At 53.4% G+C, this 23075-nt stretch carries 15 protein-coding genes; 8 read left to right on the top strand and 7 right to left on the bottom strand.

Translation table 11 applies throughout. From position 1 onward, the window contains the following. Positions 1-57 precede the first annotated feature (57 nt). The 7 genes from CWS43_RS14880 to CWS43_RS14850 all read right to left on the bottom strand — a co-directional run bounded on the left by CWS43_RS14880 (position 58) and on the right by CWS43_RS14850 (position 10757). Entirely contained in the window at positions 58-1344 is a 1287-nt protein-coding gene (locus CWS43_RS14880; protein ID WP_101077795.1) for an MFS transporter, read from the bottom strand. Between the two features lie 58 nt (positions 1345-1402). After that, positions 1403-3529: an alpha-galactosidase gene (locus CWS43_RS14875; protein WP_101077794.1), complete on the bottom strand. Its 2127-nt coding sequence runs from the start codon at positions 3527-3529 to the stop codon at positions 1403-1405. 141 nt (positions 3530-3670) lie between these two features. After that, positions 3671-4678, bottom strand: a complete 1008-nt coding sequence (locus CWS43_RS14870; RefSeq protein ID WP_101077793.1) for a substrate-binding domain-containing protein — start codon at positions 4676-4678, stop codon at positions 3671-3673. A gap of 135 nt (positions 4679-4813) precedes the next feature. Continuing rightward, positions 4814-8539, bottom strand: a complete 3726-nt coding sequence (locus CWS43_RS14865) for a S6 family peptidase (protein ID WP_101077792.1) — start codon at positions 8537-8539, stop codon at positions 4814-4816. A gap of 335 nt (positions 8540-8874) precedes the next feature. Next, complete coding sequence (locus CWS43_RS14860) at positions 8875-9537, bottom strand: OmpA family lipoprotein (RefSeq protein WP_101077791.1); 663 nt, start codon at positions 9535-9537, stop codon at positions 8875-8877. 213 nt (positions 9538-9750) lie between these two features. Then, entirely contained in the window at positions 9751-10194 is a 444-nt protein-coding gene (locus CWS43_RS14855) for an N-acetyltransferase (protein WP_101077790.1), read from the bottom strand. Continuing rightward, positions 10191-10757, bottom strand: a complete 567-nt coding sequence (locus tag CWS43_RS14850; protein WP_101077789.1) for a DNA-3-methyladenine glycosylase I — start codon at positions 10755-10757, stop codon at positions 10191-10193. Before CWS43_RS14850 ends, CWS43_RS14855 begins: the two co-directional genes overlap by 4 nt. A 182-nt stretch (positions 10758-10939) precedes the next feature. On the opposite strand from CWS43_RS14850, the gene CWS43_RS14845 reads away from it, so the two are divergent. From CWS43_RS14845 to CWS43_RS14810, 8 genes are all read left to right on the top strand, one after another. Continuing rightward, the gene (locus tag CWS43_RS14845; protein WP_101077788.1) at positions 10940-12934 is read left to right on the top strand and encodes an autotransporter outer membrane beta-barrel domain-containing protein; all 1995 of its coding nucleotides are present in this window, start codon (positions 10940-10942) and stop codon (positions 12932-12934) included. Positions 12935-13088: 154 nt separating this feature from the next. Next, positions 13089-14003, top strand: a complete 915-nt coding sequence (gene glyQ, locus CWS43_RS14840; protein ID WP_056775883.1) for a glycine--tRNA ligase subunit alpha — start codon at positions 13089-13091, stop codon at positions 14001-14003. Between the two features lie 9 nt (positions 14004-14012). Continuing rightward, positions 14013-16082 carry a glycine--tRNA ligase subunit beta gene (gene glyS / locus CWS43_RS14835; protein ID WP_101077787.1) on the top strand — a complete coding sequence of 690 codons (2070 nt, stop codon included), beginning with the start codon at positions 14013-14015 and terminating at the stop codon, positions 16080-16082. 802 nt (positions 16083-16884) lie between these two features. Then, positions 16885-17607 (top strand): DUF3053 domain-containing protein, encoded by a 723-nt coding sequence (locus tag CWS43_RS14830; protein WP_101077786.1) that lies wholly within the window; start codon positions 16885-16887, stop codon positions 17605-17607. 184 nt (positions 17608-17791) lie between these two features. Then, on the top strand, positions 17792-18586 hold the full coding sequence (locus CWS43_RS14825; protein WP_101077785.1) for a DsbA family protein: 795 nt from the start codon (positions 17792-17794) through the stop codon (positions 18584-18586). 522 nt (positions 18587-19108) lie between these two features. Next, the gene (locus CWS43_RS14820; RefSeq protein WP_101077784.1) at positions 19109-21022 is read left to right on the top strand and encodes a PTS mannitol transporter subunit IICBA; all 1914 of its coding nucleotides are present in this window, start codon (positions 19109-19111) and stop codon (positions 21020-21022) included. 125 nt (positions 21023-21147) lie between these two features. Then, positions 21148-22296, top strand: a complete 1149-nt coding sequence (locus CWS43_RS14815; RefSeq protein ID WP_101077783.1) for a mannitol-1-phosphate 5-dehydrogenase — start codon at positions 21148-21150, stop codon at positions 22294-22296. 136 nt (positions 22297-22432) lie between these two features. After that, on the top strand, positions 22433-22981 hold the full coding sequence (locus tag CWS43_RS14810) for an MltR family transcriptional regulator (RefSeq protein WP_101077866.1): 549 nt from the start codon (positions 22433-22435) through the stop codon (positions 22979-22981). Positions 22982-23075: the final 94 nt, after the last annotated feature.

Here is a 23075-nt window from a genome sequence, read left to right as displayed (position 1 = left end):
CCGTCATGCTTTTCCCACGGAGACTAGCACAGAGTGCCGAAAGGCTGCATCCGTTACTCAGCGCAATCCTTCCGCCGGTCTTGCCGCCGGAACCGCCTGTTTCTCCGGCCGGTTACTGAGCGTAAACGCGGAAATGATCGTGACGCCAAACGCGATACCGCCAAGGATCAGATAGGTGTCGCTGAACCCGATGCGGTCATACAAGCTGCCGGCGAACGCCGAAAGGAAAATTGCCGCCAGCTGTTTGGCAAAGTTAAACCCGATCAGATAAATGGTCGCCGAGAACCGGACATCAAAAATCTGCGTGATGTATTTGAACACGCCGACCAGAAGGAACGGCACTTCCAGTGCGTGCAGCATTTTCAGCAGAATGACTTCGATGGCGGTGGTCGCAAATGACGAGCCTACAATGCGGATCGACATAATGGTGCCTGCCAGCAGCAGCGTATTTTTCGCGCCGATGCGGTTAATAATCCACGGCGAACAGAACATGATCAGCGCGTTGCACAGCTCGCCCGCAGTGGTGACGTAGCCGAACATTTCCGTACCCTGCTGCGGTGAGGCAAAGAAGGTTTTGAAGAACGTGGCGAATTGCTGATCAAATACGTCATAGACGCAGGCAACGCCGATCACGTACAAAATCAGCATCCACAGTTTGCGTTCTTTCAGCAGCAACGCCGCCGTTTTCAGCGAAAATTGCGGCTGATTGGCACCCAGTTTGTCCATCACCACGGCATTCTTGTTTTCCTGCGGACGGGAAATCAGCAGCAGAACCATCAGGATCAATGCCGCGCCGGAACCCATCCAGAACACGATATTCGGGTTGATGTTAAACAACACGCCTGCGGTCGAGGCGCAAATCCCCCAGCCAAAACAGCCGAACATCCGCGCCTTACCGTATTCAAAAGCGCTGTTGCGGCTGACCCTTTCGATATACGCCTCGGTTGCGCCGGAACCGCCGGCAAAAACGAAGCCGATATATGCGCCGCCGAGTATCGCGCCGAGCACGATATTAATTTTCAGCAGCGGAGCGAAGACGTAAATAAAGAACGGCGCAAACAGAAAAAGCAGCACCGCGATAATCCACAGAAGATGTTTTTTGAGGCCGAGCTTGTCAGAAATAACGCCGAAAATAGGCTGAAACAGAATGGCAAACAGTGACATGCTGGAAAATACGATGCCGGTTTCCGTTTTGCTAAGGCCGATAATGTCCGAAAGCCAGATCGGTAAAAACGGATAACAGGTCGCCATAATGAAGAAGTAGAGAAAGAAATAGGCACCAAATATCCAGAAGTTAGTATTTTTTTTATAGAAACAGCGATCGGAAGTTTGTGTAGGGTTCATAGTGATTTCCTTGCCGAAACCATGAAAACCGGCACCTGCGTACCGGCGTTTTTTGTTGTTATTTCATTTCTTCAAAGCCCAACAGCAGGGCGCTTTCCGGATCCAGCACCGGCAATGTCAGCCCGGCGTTCGCCAGCCATTCACCGCCCAGCACCGGTGATTCGTGCAACCACGCCGGTTGTGCGCGCATGGTGTGGCCGCTTCCGCCGCCTGCCAGCAATTCCGGTTCATCCAGCACCGTGACGCGATAACGGGCGTCTGGGTTTAGCCCTGGCACCCGAAGCGTTCCCGGCAGTGACCAGGTCGGCATCGCAAGCTGGCTGACCAGAAACACCGCGTGATCGCCGTTTTTGCTGACCACGCCGTTAATCAGCATGGAATCATCGTGGCTGTCGATGCGGTACACATCGCCGCTGTGCAGCAATGGCCGCAACTGCTGATGTAGCCGGGTATATTTCGCAAATCCGGCGCGTTCGGCGTCGCCTTCTTTCACCGGATCAAGCTCAATACCCATGTGCCCGAACAGCGCCGTCAGGCCGCGAAACGCAATGCTGTGCTGGCGCGAGGTGGCGTGGCACAGCTTGTTGCCGATGTGCGATCCCATCACTTCCGGCGGGAAGAAATAGCTCATGCCGCGTTGAATTTTCTGCCGCTCCAGCGCGTCGTTGTTGTCAGATGTCCAGAAACGATGGCTGCGTTTGAGTACCTCATAATCAATGCGCCCGCCGCCCGACGCGCAGGATTCAAACTCAATGTGCGGGAAGCGCCCGCCGAGTACGTCGAGCAGACGATAAAACTGCCGCGTCTGGTTTGTCAGCGCCGCGCGGCCTTCATGCCCCGGCTGAACGATTTCGCGGTTCATGTCCCATTTCACATAATCCACGTCGTGCTCGCCGAGCAGCCAGCTCATGCGTTCCACCAGATAATCAAAGACCTGCGGATTATTCAGATCGAGCACGAACTGATGACGGCCACTCGGTTGCTGATAACCCGGCAACGCCAGCAGCCAGTCCGGATGTGCGCGGTACAAATCCGAATCCGGGTTAATCATTTCCGGTTCAACCCAGATACCAAATTCCATGCCGAGTTTTTTGACATGGTCAATCACCGGTTTCAGCCCGTTCGGGTATTTCTTTTCGTCGAGATACCAGTCGCCCAGCGCGGCGCGGTCATGATCGCGCCCGCGGAACCAGCCGTCGTCGATAATGAAGCGTTCAACGCCTAACGCCGCGGATTCTGTCGCCATCTGCATGATGTAGCCGGGATCGTGATCGAAATAGATGCCTTCCCAGGTGTTGAGGTGCACCGGACGCGGTTTTTCCACCGGGAAGCGCAGGATCTGCTCACGCACAAACCGGTGAAACTGCTGGCTCATGCGGTTCAGACCGCTGGCGGAATAACTGGCGTAGAGCCATGGCGTTTCCAGCGTTTCTCCTTCTTCGAGACGCTGTTCGCCGGGGAAATACAGGGCTTCAGCCTGCACCACGCGGCGGCCATCGGTTTTGATATCTGCCCGCAGGCGGTGATTGCCGCTCCAGCCCAGATGCATTCCCCAGACTTCGCCCTGTTCTTCGCTGAAACCCCGATGACCGATCATCATCGCCGGAAAATGTTCAGAAGAGGTTTTGCCACGGCGGTTTTCCTGAACGATGCCGCCGTGATCCAGCAACGTGCGGTGCGGCTGAAACTCTTTGATCCAGCGGCCATGAAACGCCATCACTTCGGCAGCGCGCTCTGGCAGCGGCAGCGTAACGGCCAGACGCGTCAGCTGATAAGTGCCGGGTTTGAGGTTGGTCAGCGCATTTCGTGCCTGCAAAATGCCACTGGCATCCAGATGCAGTTCACTGCGAAATTGCAGACCGGCGATCGGGTCTTCGGTGGTGATGGTCAGCTGATTACCGTGATGCCTGACGTCCGTCGTATGGAACACCGGTGACCAGTCCAGACCGTCGCGATGGCCTTCCACGCCCGGCGTACCGAACAAGCCGCGCCCGGAATCGGCGCTGAGATTGACCGGTGCATCGACATCAATACGGCCATTGGGCACCGCACGAGCCAGGGAAATCAGATCTTGCTCTGAAAACTGGCTGAGGCGTTTTCCCCAGTAAAGGATTTCGGCGAACGGCGTGCAGCGCACAATCAGGCTGGTGTGTTCACTGGTTAAATGGACGGTCTGGTTTTCCATATTGTCACAACTCCACAAGGGTAAAATGCAGCGATAAAACGCGATTTTGTGGAGTAACTATTGATCCGAAACGTTTCGGATTGGAAATATAACCGTCCAAATTTGTGATATAGAGTGGAAAAATAATCTAAAAGGGAAGTATCAGCGTGGTGGATGTGCGGTGACGCCCGCCTGTAATTCCGGCTGCCAGAGTACCTGCAAATTGTTTACCGGCTCATTGCGGATCAGCGCCCGCGTCATGTCGGCAATTTGCAGCCCGACCGCTTCGCGCGTGCCCTGACGGACAGCCGTGACGGCGACGTCGGGCACGCTGTCGGAAGGTAATCCGTCAAAAATAATCAGCGAAACGCCGCCGCTGAGCAGTAAACCAGCTTCGTGCAACGCCAGCGCCGCGCCTTCGCCGTGCATATTACAGTCGCAGACAATTGCGGTTGGCGGCTGAGGTAACGCCAGCAGCGCCTGCGTGGCCTGATAACCGGCACGGCGGCTGGGGCTGACTTTATGCGCGTAACCTGGATTGAGCGGCAGGTTGTTTGCCTGCAAACCATCGAGATAACCCTGATGGCGCTGGCCAATAAACGATTGCTGATTGTTCTCGCCGAGAAACGCGATACGGCTGTGGCCGAGCGCGGCCAGATGATCGACCGCCATCTGCATGCCGGCGCGGTTATCGAAATCAAACCAGGCGTAATCCTGCGTCAGACACTGGCTGCGCCCCAGCGCCAGAAACGGGAAATTACGCTGCTGCAAATCCAGCAGGCGCGGGTCGTTATCCAGCGTATGCGCCACCAGCATGGCATCGACGCGTTTACTTTCGATAAGCCGCCGCCACGAAAATGTGCCGAGTTCGTCCGGCACCAGCAGCAAATCGATTTCATATTTCGCCAGTTCGCGGGTAATACAGCCGACCATTTCGATGAACGCAGAATTGCTTAAAGGGTGTGAAGTGAACGGGAAAATCAGACCGACGGCATCGATCTTGCCCATTTTCAACCGGCGGGCAAGGGTGTTCGGGCGATAACCGCGTAAATCTGCCGCCGCCTGAACCCGCGCTTTGGTGTCTGCTGAAACGTCATCGTAACCGTTCAGCGCACGGCTGACGGTGGTGACAGAGAGACCGAGATCTTTCGCGATAGCTTTTAGCGACATGCTGAGTTCCGTTGCGCAGGTGGGGGAAGAGGCTTTGGCGGAGAATAGCATAAACGAAAAACGAACCCCTGAGGCTCCGTTCTTATTGTCAGTGTAATATCCACCTCTCAAAGAGGTGGATATTCATTTGCTTTATTAGAACGTAATCCTCATGCCGGCATTTGCCTGCCATGAGCTGATACCTTCATCGCTACGACTTAAACGCTGCTGATACTGAACGCCAGTATTCACTGAGATGAGGGGGGTAATCTCACTAATGATACCGACATCAATACTTGCCGAACTCCCCGGCATTCCCATATTGAACGTGGAAGCGTTATCGTGATTACGGGCGCTGCCAATCCATACATCCGGCGTATTGCTGAAGTCTTTGGTGAGATAAGCGTTGGAGTAGAACATCAGGTTACCCGCTGCGCTATTGCGTAGTTTGTAACGATAACGGGCACCAGTTTGCCCGGTTGGGCGAACGATATTGTCGTAGTGCACTGCAGTACCGTCTATATCGGTGAAGTCGTCCACCTTTAATACCTGGATACCCGCACCCACTACAGGAGCAATTTCGTGGTCGCCAAAGACAAACGGGTAGCTACTTTCAAGCGTACCGCTCCAGGAATAAGCGTCAATGTTGGCCACTTTACCGCGCGCATCGGTCGAAACATCTCCATCGTATTTTGTGATATCCGCGCCGAGGTCAAAGGTCCATCCGTTTTGATGGCGGAAGGTGAGCTGCGAGGTCAGGCCATACGTCGTGTAATTCCCTTCGCTGTTGCCGTCCCTGGCATCCGGAGTCACTTTCAAGTCGGCGTTTGAGATAGCTACATTCCACGCCAGATATTGCTCATCATTACCCAGATGCATCACTTTCCCACCCAGCAGCCAGCCCTGCTCTTTCTGGGTGTAATCGTAACCATAATGGGCAAAATCCAGGGAGGAATGATAGGTGTCTTCACCATTGATGTACTGCAACCAGACCGGGTAATGTTCGCTCTCTTTCCCTGCCATGATCGAGGTTTGCGCCAGATTACGAAATGTCTGATTTATTCTGCTGTTATAACTGAGCAGCGCGGATGGCAACGATAAGTAAGACGGAACCTGTGGAATGACAGCAAGCCGGCTTGGCTGCAAAGGCGTAACAGGATCGTAAGCTCCGCTATCAGGCACATCTTGAGTGGGATCTGGGATCACAACTGGTTCATCCGGTGTTGGGTCTGGAACGGGCGTTGGTTCATCGCCCTCAGTCAGATAGCGAGATTCCAGACGATAATCCCAGTACCCGCCACTGCCGCTAACTTTACGGCCTGCTTCGTCACTTTTGCCGGGTGCAAACGCATAAAGTGAATATTGCCATGGGCCATTGGCGACATAACCATGCTCAAGCTGGAAACTGTCTTTAGTTGACATTCCACCTACTTGTACCAGTGACATCCCTTCTTTAGCCCCTGCAATACCGCTACTGTTCAGATCGGTCATATAACCTTCCCCGAGCAGATCAACCTGTATCGTTATGGCTTCCCGTGTTGCATCAACATTCCCCGCAACCAGCAACGTATCACTCGCAGATTGCTGCTCGCCCAGGTAGCTGCGTAAGTTAAGACGGGTATTATTTGCAGCCACTAAATTTCCAGTCACTGTTTGTGAAACAGCGGCAAAACTCCCCGCTTTTAGCAGCCCCGAATTTGAATCATCAAAAGGATGCAGCGAAACGCTATCGCCCAGCGTGAGATTATTGACTGTGGCGACACCTGCCAGGGTTGTACCCTCGTACATATGCACATCAGAATTTACAGAGCCATCAAGATTCAGGGTTCCACCATAAACAGTAACCCCACCGTTCAGGGTATTTTCACCCTTCCAGAACAGGGTGTTGCCGCCATATTTTTCCAGCGAGCCTTCCCCTGTCACGCGACCGATAAGCCAGTTGTCTGCGGAGCCATCGGTGCTGGCCAGCGTTGTTGGATCATTCACCATGATCAGTTTCGCGAGTTTGTTCACCTCAATATTGCCGGTAAAATGTGTTTTGCCTGCCATGACCATGTCAGCTTGTTCAGCAAGCGTGACGCCACCAGACAGGGATGCATGTTCATTCAGAACGAAATGTGCACCGCTTTTTACCTGCAGATTATTCACATGGTAGCTTTCGTTAATCCAGTCATCGCTGAATACCACTCTGGCTGCATGGGGTGTGGGCCGCCCGCTAAAAATCGTGGTTCCAGCTTGCAATGCCATGTTGTTAACATTGCCGCCACCCGCGAAGTTCCAGCTTTGATTTCCGACCGGAGCGTAGACAATATTGAGTGAGTCGGGATGCTCCGCAGAGCCTAAATGGCCGACAAATACCTGTGCGGAAGTGTTGTTCAATGTCACCGTAGACGCATGAGCATCGTTGGTATTGGCAATAACGGCACCCGCGTCATTATGATTAATGGTGGTGAAGGACAGATCATAGCCATTGAGATCCAGCGTACCCCCGCGCGTACCGAACTGTATTTGGTCCCCCGTAATTTGGCCGGCATCGCCAAGCTGTACTACAGGGCGGCCACTGACCAGTGTGACGGTGGAAAATGCCTGCCGCTGATTATGTTGATCGGCGTGTTGTGCCAGAATGACAGTGCCGTCCCCAACCCTCAATCCCCCTCCGTTAACTCCAGTGGCATTAACATGCAACGTGCCTTCACCAATTTTGTGAAGGTTATCGCCCGCGAGCCCATTAACTTCCCAGCTGACGGTTTTACCTGCATCTACTTCAACACCGCCACCGACCCAGGTTGAGTTTGCTCCTTCCGCTGAGATAACCCGATAATCATTGGAAAACTGGAGTTTTGCCGCGCCGTGATTGACGGAAGAATCCAGTACGATCAGCCCGCCCTCGCCGTTAAAACGCAGGTCGTGTGTCGTATTCAGTTCTTCATAACTGGCCTGAGTGGGCAACGCATAATTCAGGCCATGCCATTTCCACTGAGAGTTGCCCTGAGCTATCGCCAGCTTGCCCCAGTGAATATTGCCATCCGCTTTCGTATCTGTGACATCGGGATCGGTCGTTGCATTAATGACGGATTGTATAAATGCTGTCTGCAAATCCAAGGCATAAGTCGTGATGTTATAAACGCCGTAATCTGAGCCAGACGTTAAAACGCCGTATAACTTCCAGTGTTTTTCCAGGCTGTCGTAGACAAAGAGCGGGCTCCCGCTGTCACCCCCTTGCCCCGCACTGCTGAAAGGCTGTACACGTGAATCTTTCGGGCCATAATTTGTCCACCGCAACCGCCAGTTTTCAAAAGTGGGGTTTACAATCGTACCGCCACTTATCCAATTATAAGCTCCGCTTAGCCATTTATTTTTTTGTGTGGCTGCGTCGATCTGATATTGAGTACCTGAGCCGACACGCGAAAAATATTTATATCGCTCATGATCGTTGCGTACGTCATTGGCGATGACCATGGAGGAGGGGGCTACATCAGTGACAACTTTATTTAAGCGTGGGGTATGAAAATCTTTACCTGAAGGATCTATATTCCTGCTAATAATTTTAAAGCTATAGGAATATTTTGCGCCATTTCCAAATTTAACCCCGCCATAACCCCCATTATGTGCAACGCTAACAATATGAGACGGTGATATTAACGTCGCAACGGCGCTGTCATCTGAAGAACTAAAATCCGGCATCGGGAAATTAAGAAAGCCGGCAGATGTGCCATCAGTTTTAAACACTTCAATATTTTCAGTGCCAGGCGTGTATTTACCCAAGTTTTCGGCAAAGTCGCGGTAATCCTGAACGGATACGTCTTCACGCATCACGCCCGCATATGTATTAAATATTGCACAGGATAGTAGTGTAACGAATAAATTCGGTTTCCATTCCATTTTCGGGCCTTATTTTCCTTTTAAAATGAGGCCCACTATAAACTACGCAAGTTGTAATAATTAAGGGTCGTCGTCACGAATAGAAATGAAGGATTAATTATTTATTAAAATCATTGTTAGTTTTTTCAATATGTCTTTCAGGTTTTGTTTGTTTTAAATATATAAACAATTTATACCGTCGCGGTAAAGTATATAAATAATAAATTGATGCTGAGGTGGCGCGTTGTTATCTATCGTTAGTATCTCAAGTGATACGTTTAATTTAAGCGAACTAGTCCGTTATTTAATTAAAACGGAGCCCTGAGGCCCCGTTTTAATTTTGGATATTAACTCGATTATTGCATCGGGCTGAGGGTGATTTCCACGCGGCGGTTCTGCGCTTTACCGGCCTCAGTGCTGTTGCTGGCAATCGGATTATCCGGGCCTGCGCCGGTTGTCCTCACACGGCTGCCTTCAACGCCCTGTGTGATCAACGCGCTGCCCACGCCGTCAGCACGTTGCTGCGACAGTTTCATATTGAGTGCACGGGTACCGGTGCTGTCGGTATAACCGACGACGTTTACGGCGGTTTTCGGATACTCTTTCAGTACCATCGCCACGCCGGTCAGCGTGTTCGCGCCTGCCGGTTTCAGCGTGCTGCTGTTGGTGTCGAAGGTCACGTTGTTCGGCATATTCAGCACGATATTGTCGCCCTGACGGGTCACGCTGACGCCGGTGCCTTTCATTTTATCGCGCAGTTTAGACTCCTGCACATCCATGTAATAACCTGCGCCACCACCCAGTGCCGCCCCCGCCGCTGCCCCGATCAGCGCGCCTTTGCCGCGGTCGTGCTTGGATGAGGAAAGCATGCCAACGCCAGCGCCGAGTGCGGCGCCCAGCCCGGCACCGATGCCCGCTTTGCCTGCTTCTGATTCCCCGGTGTAAGGGTTGGTAGTACAGGCTGACAGGCCCATCGTCACACACAGCACGCCCGCAACTACTAGAAGTCTTTTGTTCATCGTAATTCCTTTCTGGATGTTTATTTTTTAGAACTTTACTGCTGCATTATGACCGCGCTCTTAACGGCAAGTTGCACATAAAAAGGTGTCAAAACATAAACAAATGCAACAGGCAGAGTTCAGCCCTGCGGCGTTCTGGCGCTCTTTATGCGTAATTTTGAAGGATTAAGCAGTAGGAGAATTCCGGTTATCCGTTTTTGCAGATTTGGAGGCTTATCCGGAAAGGGGAGAGTACCAGCGAAGGATCCATGTCGGCAGGTTGGTTCCGGGGTGGCAAGTTTCAGCGGTGATCTCAAAGTTCTCCTTGCGATAGAACGCCATCGCCCGGTGATTTTGCTGATACACCTCCAGCAACAGAACCGGATATTCCGTTTTGGCTGCGGCCATCAGGCGCTGTGCTGTGCCGTCGCCGTAGCGGCTTTCTTCCACAAACAGCGCGCCGATAAACTGCTGATTCAGCACGCTGATAAACCCGCCGATATGACCTTTTTCGTCACACTCAACCCAGGTCCGGGCTTTAGGCAAAAAATCTTCCCTTACCATTTGCAGGCTTTCAATCCAGTAGGATTCGGCAATGAAAGAATGAGAGATCAGGGAACTGCGCAGCCAGAGCAACAGAATGGCTTCGTGATCGGCGGGCTGCGCAAGGCGGATCATGACGGCTGATTCGCCGGATGGCAGAAGCAATAAGACTGGTGATCGTTCACCAGGCCTGCCGCCTGCATAAAGGCATAACAAATCGTTGAGCCGATAAACTTAAAGCCTTTCTTTTTCAGTGCTTTGGACATTGCATCGGACACCGTCGTTTTGGCCGGAACGCCTTCCGGGCCGAGTGGATTATTGATGACCGGTTGATTGCCCACGAAGCTCCAGATGAAATCTGAGAAGTCCTCGCCGCTGGCCTGCATCGCCAGATAAGCCTGTGCGTTGCCGATGATGGCTTTGATTTTTCCCCGATGACGAATGATACCGGCATCCAGCACCAGGCGTTCGACGTCGTCGTCGGTCATTTTGACAATTTTCACCGGATCAAACGCGTGGAAGTTCTGGCGATAATTTTCGCGCTTTCTCAGCACCGTTATCCACGAAAGCCCGGCCTGCTGGCCTTCGAGGCACAGCATTTCAAATAACTCACGGCCATCTTTGACCGGCACGCCCCATTCTTTATCGTGGTAATCGAGGTAAATCGGTTCTTTTGAAACCCAGCTGCAGCGCGTCATCTCGTTTTCTCCTTGAAAGCGTGGCTCCAGTGTGTGGTTTCTCGGATAACTCTGCAACGTCGCAATTTACCTGTCACGAACTTGACGCTGGTCGGATCTGAACAATATTTAAAGCCATTCATTACGAATTCCTTACATTTAATCAGGGGCATGCGCCGCTGAAACTTCAGGAAAACAGGTTTATGGCAGGCACAAAAAAGTACGCAACACGGCTGACGCAGGGCGCATTCGCCGTGGCGCTTTGCCTCGGAACGCAGGTTTCCGCACAGGCTTACGATCAGCTTTATGTTTTTGGCGACAGTCTGAGTGATACCGGCAATATCGGCCGCTGGACCTTCGACAGCAGCACGCATCAGCTTTATGACGAGATCCTGGCGAACGATATCGGCATAACCTTAAAACCTTCGTCACAAGGCGGGCTGAACTATGCCGAAGGCGGCGGCGTCGCGGTGCCGGGGCTGGATTCTGATTACACCACGCAGGATCAGGTGAAAAGTTATCTGGCCTCGACCGGTGGCAAAGCCGATCCCAACGGGCTGTATATTCACTGGATTGGCGGAAACGATCTGGCGGCGGCGGCGCTCAATCCGCTGAACGCGCTGGATATCGCCACCAACAGCGCGACGCAGGCCGCGTCCCAGGTAAACGATTTGCTGAAAGCGGGTGCCGGAACGGTGATTGTGCCGACGGTGCCAAATATTGGGCTGACGCCGGTGCTGATGGAAGGAATTATTCAGGTCGGATTGCTGCCGGTTCAGCAGCAGGCGCTGGAAGCGGCCTATCAATATCTGAATGCGCAGAACACGCCGGACGCCGCAGCGCGTACCGAAGCGATTCATAACGCGCTTGCGGCCGCGGCGGCCGAAGGTTCGAATATTCCGCTGGTTCAGGATGTGATTGCGAAAGGGCTGGCCGCCGCTTATGACGCACTGAAGGACGTCGCAGGCGGGCTGACCGACACTTACAACACGACCGAGGATATTGCGCTGGCGAAAACCGGCGGCAATATTGCGCGCGTGGACATTAACGGTTTGTTCAATGAAGTGATCGCCGATCCGGCGCTGTACGGGTTCGCGAATACGGCGGGCACGGCATGCCCGGTCGGGACTTCAGCTTCCGAATGTACGTCAAATCTGCCGGGTTTCGACAGCAGCAAAGCTTTTCTGTTTGCTGACCACTTTCACCCGACACCGCAGGCGCACGCGCTGATCGCTGAATACATGCAGTCCGTGCTCAACGGCCCGCTGGAAGCCACAGCGCTGAATCAGGGCTCGCTGGCACTGGCGCGAAATACGCAGGGAATTCTCGACAGCCGTTATCAGCAATTACGCACACAGGATAACGACGCCGGAACCTTCGGCATGTTCGGCGGTTACGCCGGGCAAAGTGCGGACAGCAAAATTTACCCGTCGCTGGGTGATGGCTCCCTGACCTCGAATTCGCTCAATATCGGGATGGATTATCAGATGACCGATCGCTGGATGATGGGGCTGATGATTTCCGGTTCCGACGATAAACAGGATCCGACTGACCATTACAGTTACCGCACACGTGGCTGGATGGCGACGGCGTTTACCGGCGTGAAAATCGCCGAAAACGGCTGGATCAACGGCGATGTCCACTACGGCTCGCTGAATTATGACGACATCAACCGCAGCATCAAACTCGGGCCAACCACCCGCACTGAGCGCGGCGAAACCGACGGTAAGCAGATTGGCGGCCGCATCACCGCCGGCTGGGATTTCCCGATTTTACCGGTGCTGAAAACCGGCCCGGTGGCGCAGTACAGCTGGGATTACAGCAGCATTGAGGGTTACAGCGAGAAGGGCAATAACAGCACGTCGATGCGCTTTGGCGACCAGACCTCGCACTCACAAATCGGCGCGCTGGGCTGGCGTCTGAACGCGGAGCTGGGCATCGTGAATCCGTATGCACAGGTCACGTATGACCGCCAGTTCGGCGACAAAACCTATACCGCGACCGGCGCCATCAAATCCACCCGCACGCATTTTAGCCGCACCACCGGCGAGCAGGACGACGACTGGGTCGACATGACCGTGGGCGCCAACGTCCAGATCACCCACAGCATTTCCGCCTTCGCCGCCGTCTCCCAGACCACCGGCCTGGATTCCGGCGAACAAACGTCATACAATGCGGGGATCAGCGCAAGATTTTAACTCTCCAGGGGGCGAAGGCCCCCGTATTCCTGCCTTAAATTAAACACTTTCTCTCAGGTAAGCTGCACTTACCTGATTCTGGCTGATTATCTTCCGTTCAGCGGGTATACTGTCCGACTCTTTATAAACCCACTTTCTCGCGTGCGAATCCAACATGCAAAAGTTTGATACCAAGACATTTCAGGGCCTGATCCTGACACTGCAAGATTATTGGGCGCAGCAGGGCTGCACCATTGTTCAACCGCTGGATATGGAAGTCGGCGCGGGCACCTCGCACCCGATGACCAGCCTGCGCGCACTCGGCCCTGAGCCTTTTGCGGCAGCCTATGTTCAGCCTTCCCGCCGCCCGACCGACGGTCGCTACGGTGAGAACCCGAACCGCCTGCAACACTATTATCAGTTCCAGGTGATGATCAAACCGTCACCGGAAAACATTCAGGAACTGTACCTCGGTTCCCTGAAAGAGCTGGGCCTTGACCCGCTTATCCACGATATCCGCTTCGTAGAAGATAACTGGGAAAACCCGACGCTCGGCGCCTGGGGTCTCGGCTGGGAAGTGTGGCTGAACGGCATGGAAGTGACGCAGTTCACTTACTTCCAGCAGGTCGGCGGCCTGGAATGTAAACCTGTGACCGGCGAAATCACCTACGGTCTTGAGCGTCTGGCGATGTACATCCAGGGCGTGGACAGCGTTTACGATCTGGTCTGGAGCAACGGTCCGCTGGGCAAAACGACTTACGGCGACGTGTTCCATCAGAACGAAGTGGAGCAATCCACCTATAACTTCGAATATGCCGATGTCGATTTCCTGTTCTCCTGTTTTGAACAGCACGAGAAAGAAGCGCAAACCCTGCTGGCTCTCGAAAAGCCGCTGGCACTGCCTGCTTACGAGCGCATCCTGAAAGCTGCACATTGCTTCAACCTGCTCGACGCGCGTAAAGCGATTTCTGTGACTGAACGTCAGCGCTACATTCTGCGCATCCGTACCCTGACTAAAGCGGTAGCTGAGGCGTATTACGCTTCCCGCGAAGTGCTGGGCTTCCCGATGTGCAAAAAGAACGAGAAGTGAGAAACAGCCATGACTGAAAAAACTTTTCTGGTGGAAATCGGCACGGAAGAACTGCCACCGAAGGCCCTTCGTAGCCTTGCTGAATCCTTTGCCGCTAATCTGACTGCGGAACTCGATGCGGCGAATCTGCCACACGGGGACGTTAAATGGTTTGCTGCACCGCGCCGTCTGGCGCTGAAAGTCTCCGGTCTGCATGAATCACAGGCCGATCGCGAAGTTGAAAAACGCGGCCCGGCTGTGGCGCAGGCGTTTGATGCAGAAGGCAAACCAAGCAAAGCCGCAGAAGGCTGGGCTCGTGGTTGCGGCATCACCGTCGAACAGGCTGACCGTCTGGTCACCGACAAAGGCGAATGGCTGGTTTACCGCGCACACGTCAAAGGCGAAAGCGCGCAACAACTGCTGCCTGCAATGATCGCGACATCTTTGTCCAAATTGCCTATTCCTAAACTGATGCGCTGGGGCGATTCCGACGTGCAGTTTGTGCGTCCGGTTCACACCGTGACGTTGTTGTTGGGCGATGAACTGATCCCGGCGAAAATCCTCGGTATCGATTCTGCGCGTACCATTCGCGGCCACCGTTTCATGGGCGAGCCGGAATTCACTATCGATAACGCCGATCAGTACCCGCAAATCCTGCTGGAACGCGGCAAAGTCATTGCGGATTACGAGCAGCGTAAAGCCATCATCAAACAGGATGCTGAGAAAGCGGCGAAAGAGATTGGCGGTATTGCCGATCTCAGCGAAAGCCTGCTGGAAGAAGTGGCTTCTCTGGTGGAATGGCCGGTGGTTCTGACCGCTAAATTCGAAGAGAAATTCCTGGCAGTTCCGGCGGAAGCGCTGGTTTACACCATGAAAGGCGACCAGAAGTATTTCCCGGTGTACGACGCCGCGGGCAAACTTTTGCCGAACTTCATCTTCGTGGCCAACATCGAATCGAAAGATCCGCAGCAAATCATCTCCGGTAACGAGAAAGTGGTTCGCCCGCGTCTGGCCGATGCGGAATTCTTCTTCAACACTGACCGTAAAAAACGTCTCGAAGATAACCTGCCGCGTCTGGAAACCGTATTGTTCCAGAAACAGCTGGGTACGCTACGTGACAAAACGGACCGCATTCAGGCGCTGTCTGGCTGGATTGCCGGGAAAATCGGTGCCAACGTTGAAAACGCAAAACGCGCGGGTCTGCTGTCCAAATGTGATCTGATGACCAACATGGTCTTCGAATTCACCGACACACAGGGCGTGATGGGCATGCACTATGCGCGTCACGACGGCGAGCAGGAAGAAGTCGCGGTTGCGCTGAACGAACAGTATCAGCCACGCTTTGCGGGCGACGAATTACCGGCATCGCTGGTGGCTTGTGCGCTGGCTATCGCAGACAAGATGGACACGCTGGCCGGTATCTTCGGCATTGGCCAACATCCAAAAGGCGATAAAGACCCGTTTGCACTGCGCCGTGCTGCGCTGGGCGTGCTGCGTATTATCGTTGAGAAAAACCTGTCTCTTGATCTGCAAACCCTGACCGAAGAAGCGGTGCGCCTGTACGGTGACAAGCTGACTAACGCCAAGGTTGTCGATGAGGTGGTTGATTTCATGCTCGGTCGTTTCCGCGCGTGGTATCAGGAAGAAGGTCACGCGGTCGATACCATTCAGGCCGTGCTGGCGCGTCGTCCAACCAAACCGGCTGATTTCGACGCCCGTGTAAAAGCGGTGAGCTACTTCCGTACGCTGGATGAAGCGGCAACGCTGGCTGCGGCCAACAAACGCGTTTCCAACATCCTGGCGAAATCCACCGACGTTCTGCTGGATCACGTTCACGCCTCCGTGCTGAAAGAACCCGCTGAGCTGAAACTGGCTACGCATCTGGTGGTTCTGCGTGACAAACTGGAGCCGCTGTTTGCTGCCGGTCAGTACAAAGAAGCGCTGGTCGAACTGGCAGCCCTGCGTGAAACCGTGGATACGTTCTTTGACACCGTGATGGTGATGGATGAGAGCGAAGCGATTCGAATCAACCGGTTGACGTTACTGTCCAAGCTGAGGGAGTTGTTCTTACAAGTGGCGGATATTTCTTTACTTCAGTAAGTAAGCAACTTTTCAAAAGTCAAAATCAGGTCAAGGTCGTGGGCGTCGGCCCACACCGACTTGGGGGCGGCATATCGCCGCCGCCCCCAAGACCCCCGGGCTCTTTCACTGCGCGCTACCGCTCGCTGGCTATGTTTCAGACACTCCTCTTATTGCCGCAAAATCCCGCCGCTTCGCGGTTCCCTACGTTCGGGCTACAACCCGCGTAAAAAGACACGCGGTTTTCCACCACTCCTCCGGCGTGATTTTTGAAAGCGGCCACTGGCTTTCTAAAGCACAACCTTACTGGCTGATTCTCAAATCTTCCTTTGACTTAAAAAGCCTCCAGCCGCTTTCAGAAGACTTGCTGAGTGAGAGTTTCGAGACCGCAAGGCTCGAATACCGATACGAAGGAACCGCGCAGCGGCAAGTTTTCGCGGCAATAGCGGTCGCTTCTGAAATATAGCCAGCGAGCGGTAGCGCGCAGTAAAAAGACGGGAGAGATCCAAGAGAGGCCCGTCCTGGCCTCTTTTGGGCGGTTTCGGCGCAAAGCGTTAAGTGAGCGCTGCAATTGAGAAACCGAAATTGTCGCGGTTCTTCTTTTAGCATTAAGGCCAGTAACGCCAGTTTGGGTGGTAACCCAAGTTATGGACGTTGAATTTAAAAAGCTCAACAGCTGAGCCTCGGCAAAAAAAGGGATTTTAAGGCGCAGCCTTAAGTATCACATCCCCCCCAGATGTTCTATCCTATACCCCGCATGGGATGCACAGCATCGGCAGGGAATTCGCCGGTAGAAGAACATTGAAATCAGGAGTCAGGACTCATGGCTGTAGGGATCAGAAGCGGTGCATTTTCTCGCTGGCTGGCGCCGTTTATTGCACTGCTGGTAGTGTTTCAACTTACCGCATGTGGCGATAAAGAACCGGAACAACGCAAAGCCTTTATCGATTATTTGCAAAATACCGTGATGCGCAGCGGGCAAAACCTGCCATCGCTGAGTGAAGATCAGAAGCAACGTTTTGGTAATTACGCGAATGACTACGGCATCATCCTGTCATTCTCCCGTCAGATGAAAGGTGCTGTTGAAGGCAGCTTTGCCCCGGTCGTCAGTGCCATCGGTCAGGTGCGTACACCGCAGGATTACATGACCCAGCGCAGCGCACTGCAACAGGCCGCCAGCACGCTGAGCTTGCTGAATGCACAGCTACGCGATTCGAAAGTGAAAGCGGATACTGCGATGGCTGTACTTAAGCAGCCGGATGACCTGAAAGCGGTTTACGGCCAGGTCTACAACTCGGTGGTGACTCAGCCGGCGAACGTGCTGACCCCGCTGGTGCCTGCGCTGCAAAGCTTCACGCAGGATATCGTCTCCGTGGGTGACTTCCTGCAACAGCAGGGGACTCAGGTTGCTTTTGCTAACGGCGGCGTACAGTTCCCCACTCAGCAGCAGGCGACGCAGTACAACACTATGATGACAAATCTCGTGGGTAAACAGCAGACATTGCTTCAGGCGCAGAAAGTCGCACAAGGCGATTTCAGCAACTAAGCGCGACCCTGAGTGACAAAAGCCACGTCATTTTATGCGTGGCTTTTTTATTGGGTCAAACCAGTGCTCCGGTGCCGCATATTTATAAAAAATGACAATTTATTGCCTGCAAATTTTGTAGATTTCCTCTACTTTTGATCGCAACTGTCCGATTTTCCCCGTTTTTCACTCTAAGGATTTTTTGATGAAACGTCAGACGATGACTCTGTTGGCCTCTCTGGTGCTGGCACCTGCGCTGGCCAACGCCGCCGACAGCGCAACGGCAGATTTCACCCCGGCGCAGCAGGAAGCCATTGGTAAAATTGCGGCTGATTACATGCTTCAGCACCCTGAAATTCTGGTGCAGGTCAGCCAGAAGCTTCAGGCTAAACAGGCCGATCAGCAGCAACAGGAAACCCTGAGCGCCGTGCTGGCAAATTCAAAAGCACTGATTGAAGATCCAGCAACGCCGAGTTACGGCCCGAAAGATGCCAAAGTGGCCTTTGTAGAATTCTTTGATTACCAGTGCCTGTATTGCAGCCACATGGCGCCACTGGTTGAGCAGACGGTGAAAGCCAACCCGAACGTTCGTTTCGTCTTCAAAGAATGGCCAATCTTCGGTGACCGCTGGAAAGCGTCCATCACTGCGGCTGAAACCGGTATGGCTATCTGGAAAGAAAAGGGCGCACAAGCTTACTTCGACTACCACAACAGCATTTATCGCACCGGCCATGACGAAGGCAAACTGACCGACGCGGATATTGCTGGTGCTGTGAAAGCGGCGAAAGCGACAACCCCAACCGACGCGCAGCGTAAAGCAACGCATGACGCTATCGCCGCTAACGATGAACTTGCCCGCACGTTAGGCTTTAGCGGCACGCCTGGTTTTGTCGTGATGCCAACCAGCGGCGCGACCGCAGAAAACACCACCGTGCTGCCAGGTGCCGTGTCTGCCGAAGAATTGCAGGCCGCCATCGTGAAGGCGCAAGGCGGGAAGTAATCTCTGCTGAAAAACCGATATCAAACGGCGGACTGTCTGAAACAGCCGCCGTTTTTCTTACCCGCCTCCTGTAATTTTATTTCAATATCTTCCCCGTAAACTCAATTCCGCATTCACCTGACACGTCTGAACGGTTTTTAAACGAAATACACAAGTCTGGTGAAAAATACTTTGTGATGAATATCACATTTTAATGATAAAGAGTCGTTAATAAAACGTGACTTAAGTCACATTGTTGTCGGTGAATTGATTAAATTATCTGCAGTGTAGCTGGGTTACAGGCTGTTTTTGTGATCGTGATCACCAAAATGTAGGGGGTGATGGCTGTGTATGTGTGATCTTCATCACGGGCTGTCGGGTGACTACGCGGGGCCTATAATCGCATGGTAGAGTCCGCCTCGCAGACAGCAATTCGACGGACGGATTTTTAAAGTAGTGGCACAAAAACCGAATTAACCGTCACCGATAATTAACTGATATCACGCGCTCTATTGTCAGCGCGTATCAATAGGGGTGCGTTTTATGTTTTCACCAGACGTTAAGATCAAGGTTCAAAACTTTGGTCGCTTCCTGAGTAACATGGTAATGCCCAACATCGGCGCATTTATCGCCTGGGGTATCATTACTGCTCTGTTCATTCCTACCGGCTGGATCCCTAATGAAACATTAGCGAAGCTGGTTGGCCCGATGATCACTTATCTCCTGCCACTGCTCATCGGTTTCACCGGTGGTCGTCTGGTCGGTGGTGATCGCGGTGGTGTGGTCGGCGCAATCACCGTTATGGGTGTTATCGTCGGTGCGGATATGCCAATGTTCCTCGGCGCAATGATTGCAGGTCCGCTGGGCGGCTGGGCAATTAAGCGTTTCGACCGCTGGGTTGACGGTAAAATCAAAAGCGGCTTCGAGATGTTGGTTAACAACTTCTCCGCCGGGATTATCGGTATGCTGCTGGCGATCCTCGCCTTCCTGGCTATCGGTCCGCTGGTAGAAGCGCTGTCTAAAGTGCTGGCCGCAGGCGTGCACATCATGGTTATTCATAACCTGTTGCCGCTGGCCTCTATCTTTGTTGAACCGGCGAAAATCCTGTTCCTCAACAACGCCATCAACCACGGTATCTTCTCTCCGCTGGGTATCCAGCAGGCGACTGAAACCGGTAAATCAATCTTCTTCCTGATCGAAGCGAACCCGGGGCCGGGTATGGGCGTCCTGATGGCGTACATGTTCTTCGGTCGTGGCAGCGCTAAGCAATCTGCTGGCGGCGCGGCAATCATCCACTTCCTGGGTGGTATCCACGAAATTTATTTCCCATACGTTCTGATGAACCCACGTCTGCTGCTGGCGGTAATTCTGGGTGGTATGACGGGCGTATTCACCCTGACCGTACTGAACGGTGGTCTGGTTTCTCCGGCTTCTCCGGGGTCAATCCTGGCCGTGCTGGCGATGACGCCAAAAGGTGCTTATTTCGCTAACATCGCCGCTATCGTGGCTGCGTTTGCGGTTTCTTTCGTCATCTCTTCATTCTTGCTGAAAACAACGAAAGCAAAAGAAGGTGATGATCTGGAAGACGCAACCCGTCGCGTTCAGGACATGAAAGCCGAATCTAAAGGCGGTAAACCAGGCGCGACTGGCGTTGCTGGCGACCTGTCTACCGTACGTAAAATCATCGTTGCCTGTGATGCCGGCATGGGTTCCAGCGCAATGGGCGCCGGCGTGCTGCGTAAAAAAGTGCAGGATGCAGGGCTGACCAACATCAGCGTGACTAACAGTGCAATCAACAATTTGCCGGACGACGTTGACCTGGTCATTACACACCGTGACCTGACTGAACGTGCGATGCGCCAGGTGCCACATGCCCAGCACATCTCGCTGACCAACTTCCTCGACAGCGGCCTGTACACTGACCTGACTTCACGCCTGGTTGAAGTGAACAAAAGCAGCCAGTACAAAGAGAAAGTGACCACCACGTTGGGCGACAGTATTGTCTCCGACAGTGAAAACGAAAACCTGTTCCGCATCAGCGAAAGCAACATCTTCCTGGGCCTGCAGGCGGCAACGAAAGAAGACGCCATTCGTTTTGCGGGTGAACAACTGGTTAAAGGCGGTTACGTTCAGGCAGAATATGTTGAAGCGATGCTGGCGCGTGAGCAACTGACCTCCACGTATCTGGGCGAGTCAATCGCGGTGCCACACGGTACAATCGAAGCGAAAGATCGCGTACTGAAAACCGGTATCGTGTTCTGTCAGTATCCGGCGGGCATCCGCTGGGGTGAAGACGAAGATGATTCAGCGCGCCTGGTAGTCGGTATCGCCGCGCGTAATAATGAACACATCAACGTGATCACCAAGCTGACGACGGCGCTTGACGAAGACGGTGTTATCGAACGTCTGGCGAACACCACCAGCGTTGAAGAAGTTCTGACGATTCTTCGCGGTTAATCAGTAGAGCGTTACTAAGCGGGTCTTGATATTGAGACCCGCTTGTTGATTCGGAGCCGGGCGGCTCCCAGCTTTACCTAAAGCTTTTTACCAGAAAGTATGGCCCCCGATTTGAAGGAAATATTATGAAAGCATTACATTTTGGCGCAGGTAACATTGGTCGCGGTTTTATCGGTAAATTACTTGCTGATGCCGGGGCTGAACTGACATTTGCCGATGTCAGCCCTGCTTTACTGGATGCACTGAACAGCCGCAAAGGCTATAACGTGCACGTTGTCGGTGAACAGGCCACCGTTGAGCCTGTCAGCAATGTGAATGCCGTCAACAGCGCCGGTCAGGATGCCATCAACCTGATTGCCGAAGTCGATTTAGTGACCACCGCCGTTGGCCCGACCGTGCTCGAAAAAATCGCGCCAAATGTGGCGAAAGGTCTGGTGCTGCGTCACCAGCAGGGCAACGAAAAGCCACTGAATATTATTGCCTGTGAGAATATGGTGCGCGGCACCAGCCAGTTCAAACAGCACGTATTCAACGCGCTGCCGGAGGATGAAAAAGCTTGGGTTGAAGCGCATATCGGCTTTGTCGATTCTGCCGTTGACCGTATCGTCCCACCGGCCGCCGCCGGTTCGACTGATCCGCTGGAAGTCACCGTTGAAACCTTCAGCGAGTGGATTGTGGATAAAACACAGTTTAAAGGCCCTCTGCCGCAAATCGCCGGAATGGAGCTGACCGATAACCTGATGGCATTTGTGGAACGCAAACTCTTCACCCTCAATACCGGCCATGCGATCACCGCCTATCTCGGTCAGCAGGCGGGCCACGCGACAATCCGTGATGCGATCCTTGACGAGAAAGTGCGTCTGGTGGTTCGCGGCGCGATGGTAGAGAGTGGCGAAGTGCTGATCCGTCGTTACGGTTTTGATCCGGAAAAACACGCTGCATACATCGAAAAGATTCTGTCCCGTTTCGAAAACCCGTATCTGCATGATGATGTTGAACGCGTTGGCCGCCAGCCACTGCGTAAACTGAGCGCAGGCGATCGCCTGATTAAGCCGTTGCTGGGGACACAGGAATATCGCCTTCCACACGACAACCTGGTGACAGGGATTGCTGCCGCGATGCATTATCGCAGCGAGCAGGATCCGCAAGCTAAAGAGCTGGTAGAACTGCTGGAGAAAGTCGGGCCAAAAGCTGCCCTCGCCCAGATTTCAGGTCTGCCAGAAGAAGGCGAAGTTGTGGCGAAAGCCGTCGCTCTCTACGAATCGATGCACTAATACTGCGTTTATTTTGATTTCGCCAACACCAGGCAAAGAAAGCCCTGTCGGGCAGGATCTTCCTGCCCTTCATGTGCGCATCATGGATGACGCCAGGGGCGCTGTTAGCACCGGTTCTTTACTGCAAGTAAGCCCTATGGAAAAAGCTCAGGCGTTTGAAAACCGTGTACTGGAAAAGCTCAATGCGGGTAAAACTGTGCGCAGCTTTTTGATGACCGCCGTAGAATTGCTGGCCGAAGCGCTGGATATCCTGGTTGTGCAGGTTTTTCGCAAAGACGATTATGCAGTGAAGTACGCCGTTGAACCCCTGCTGACCGGCACCGGCCCGCTTGGCGATCTCTCCGTACGCCTGAAACTGATTTACGCGTTAGGCGTGATCAGCCGTCATGAGTATGAAGACGCGGAATTACTGATGGCGCTGCGTGAAGAGCTGAATTACGACGGCGAAGAGTATCGTTTCACTGACGATGAAATTCTCGGCCCGTTCGGAGAATTACATTGCGTGACGGAGCTACCGCCTGCACCCACCTTCCTCAAACCCGGCGAAGCCGACGAATCACTGATCGCTATGCAACGTCAGCGCTACCAGCAAATCGTCCGCTCCACGATGGTGCTTTCCATTACCGGCCTGATCGCGCATATCAGCAATCAGCAGCCTTCACGGCTTTCCCCGGTCAAAAAATAAATCCCCGTCATACTTCGATCCGCAGATGCGTTGACTGCGTTCACTCACCCGAATCACTTACCTGAGTAAGCTCATCGGGATCCCATCACTTGCC

Source organism: Rahnella sp. AA, from assembly GCF_002834385.1.
Lineage (GTDB): Bacteria > Pseudomonadota > Gammaproteobacteria > Enterobacterales > Enterobacteriaceae > Rahnella.
This window is presented reverse-complemented; position numbering and strand designations above follow the sequence as displayed.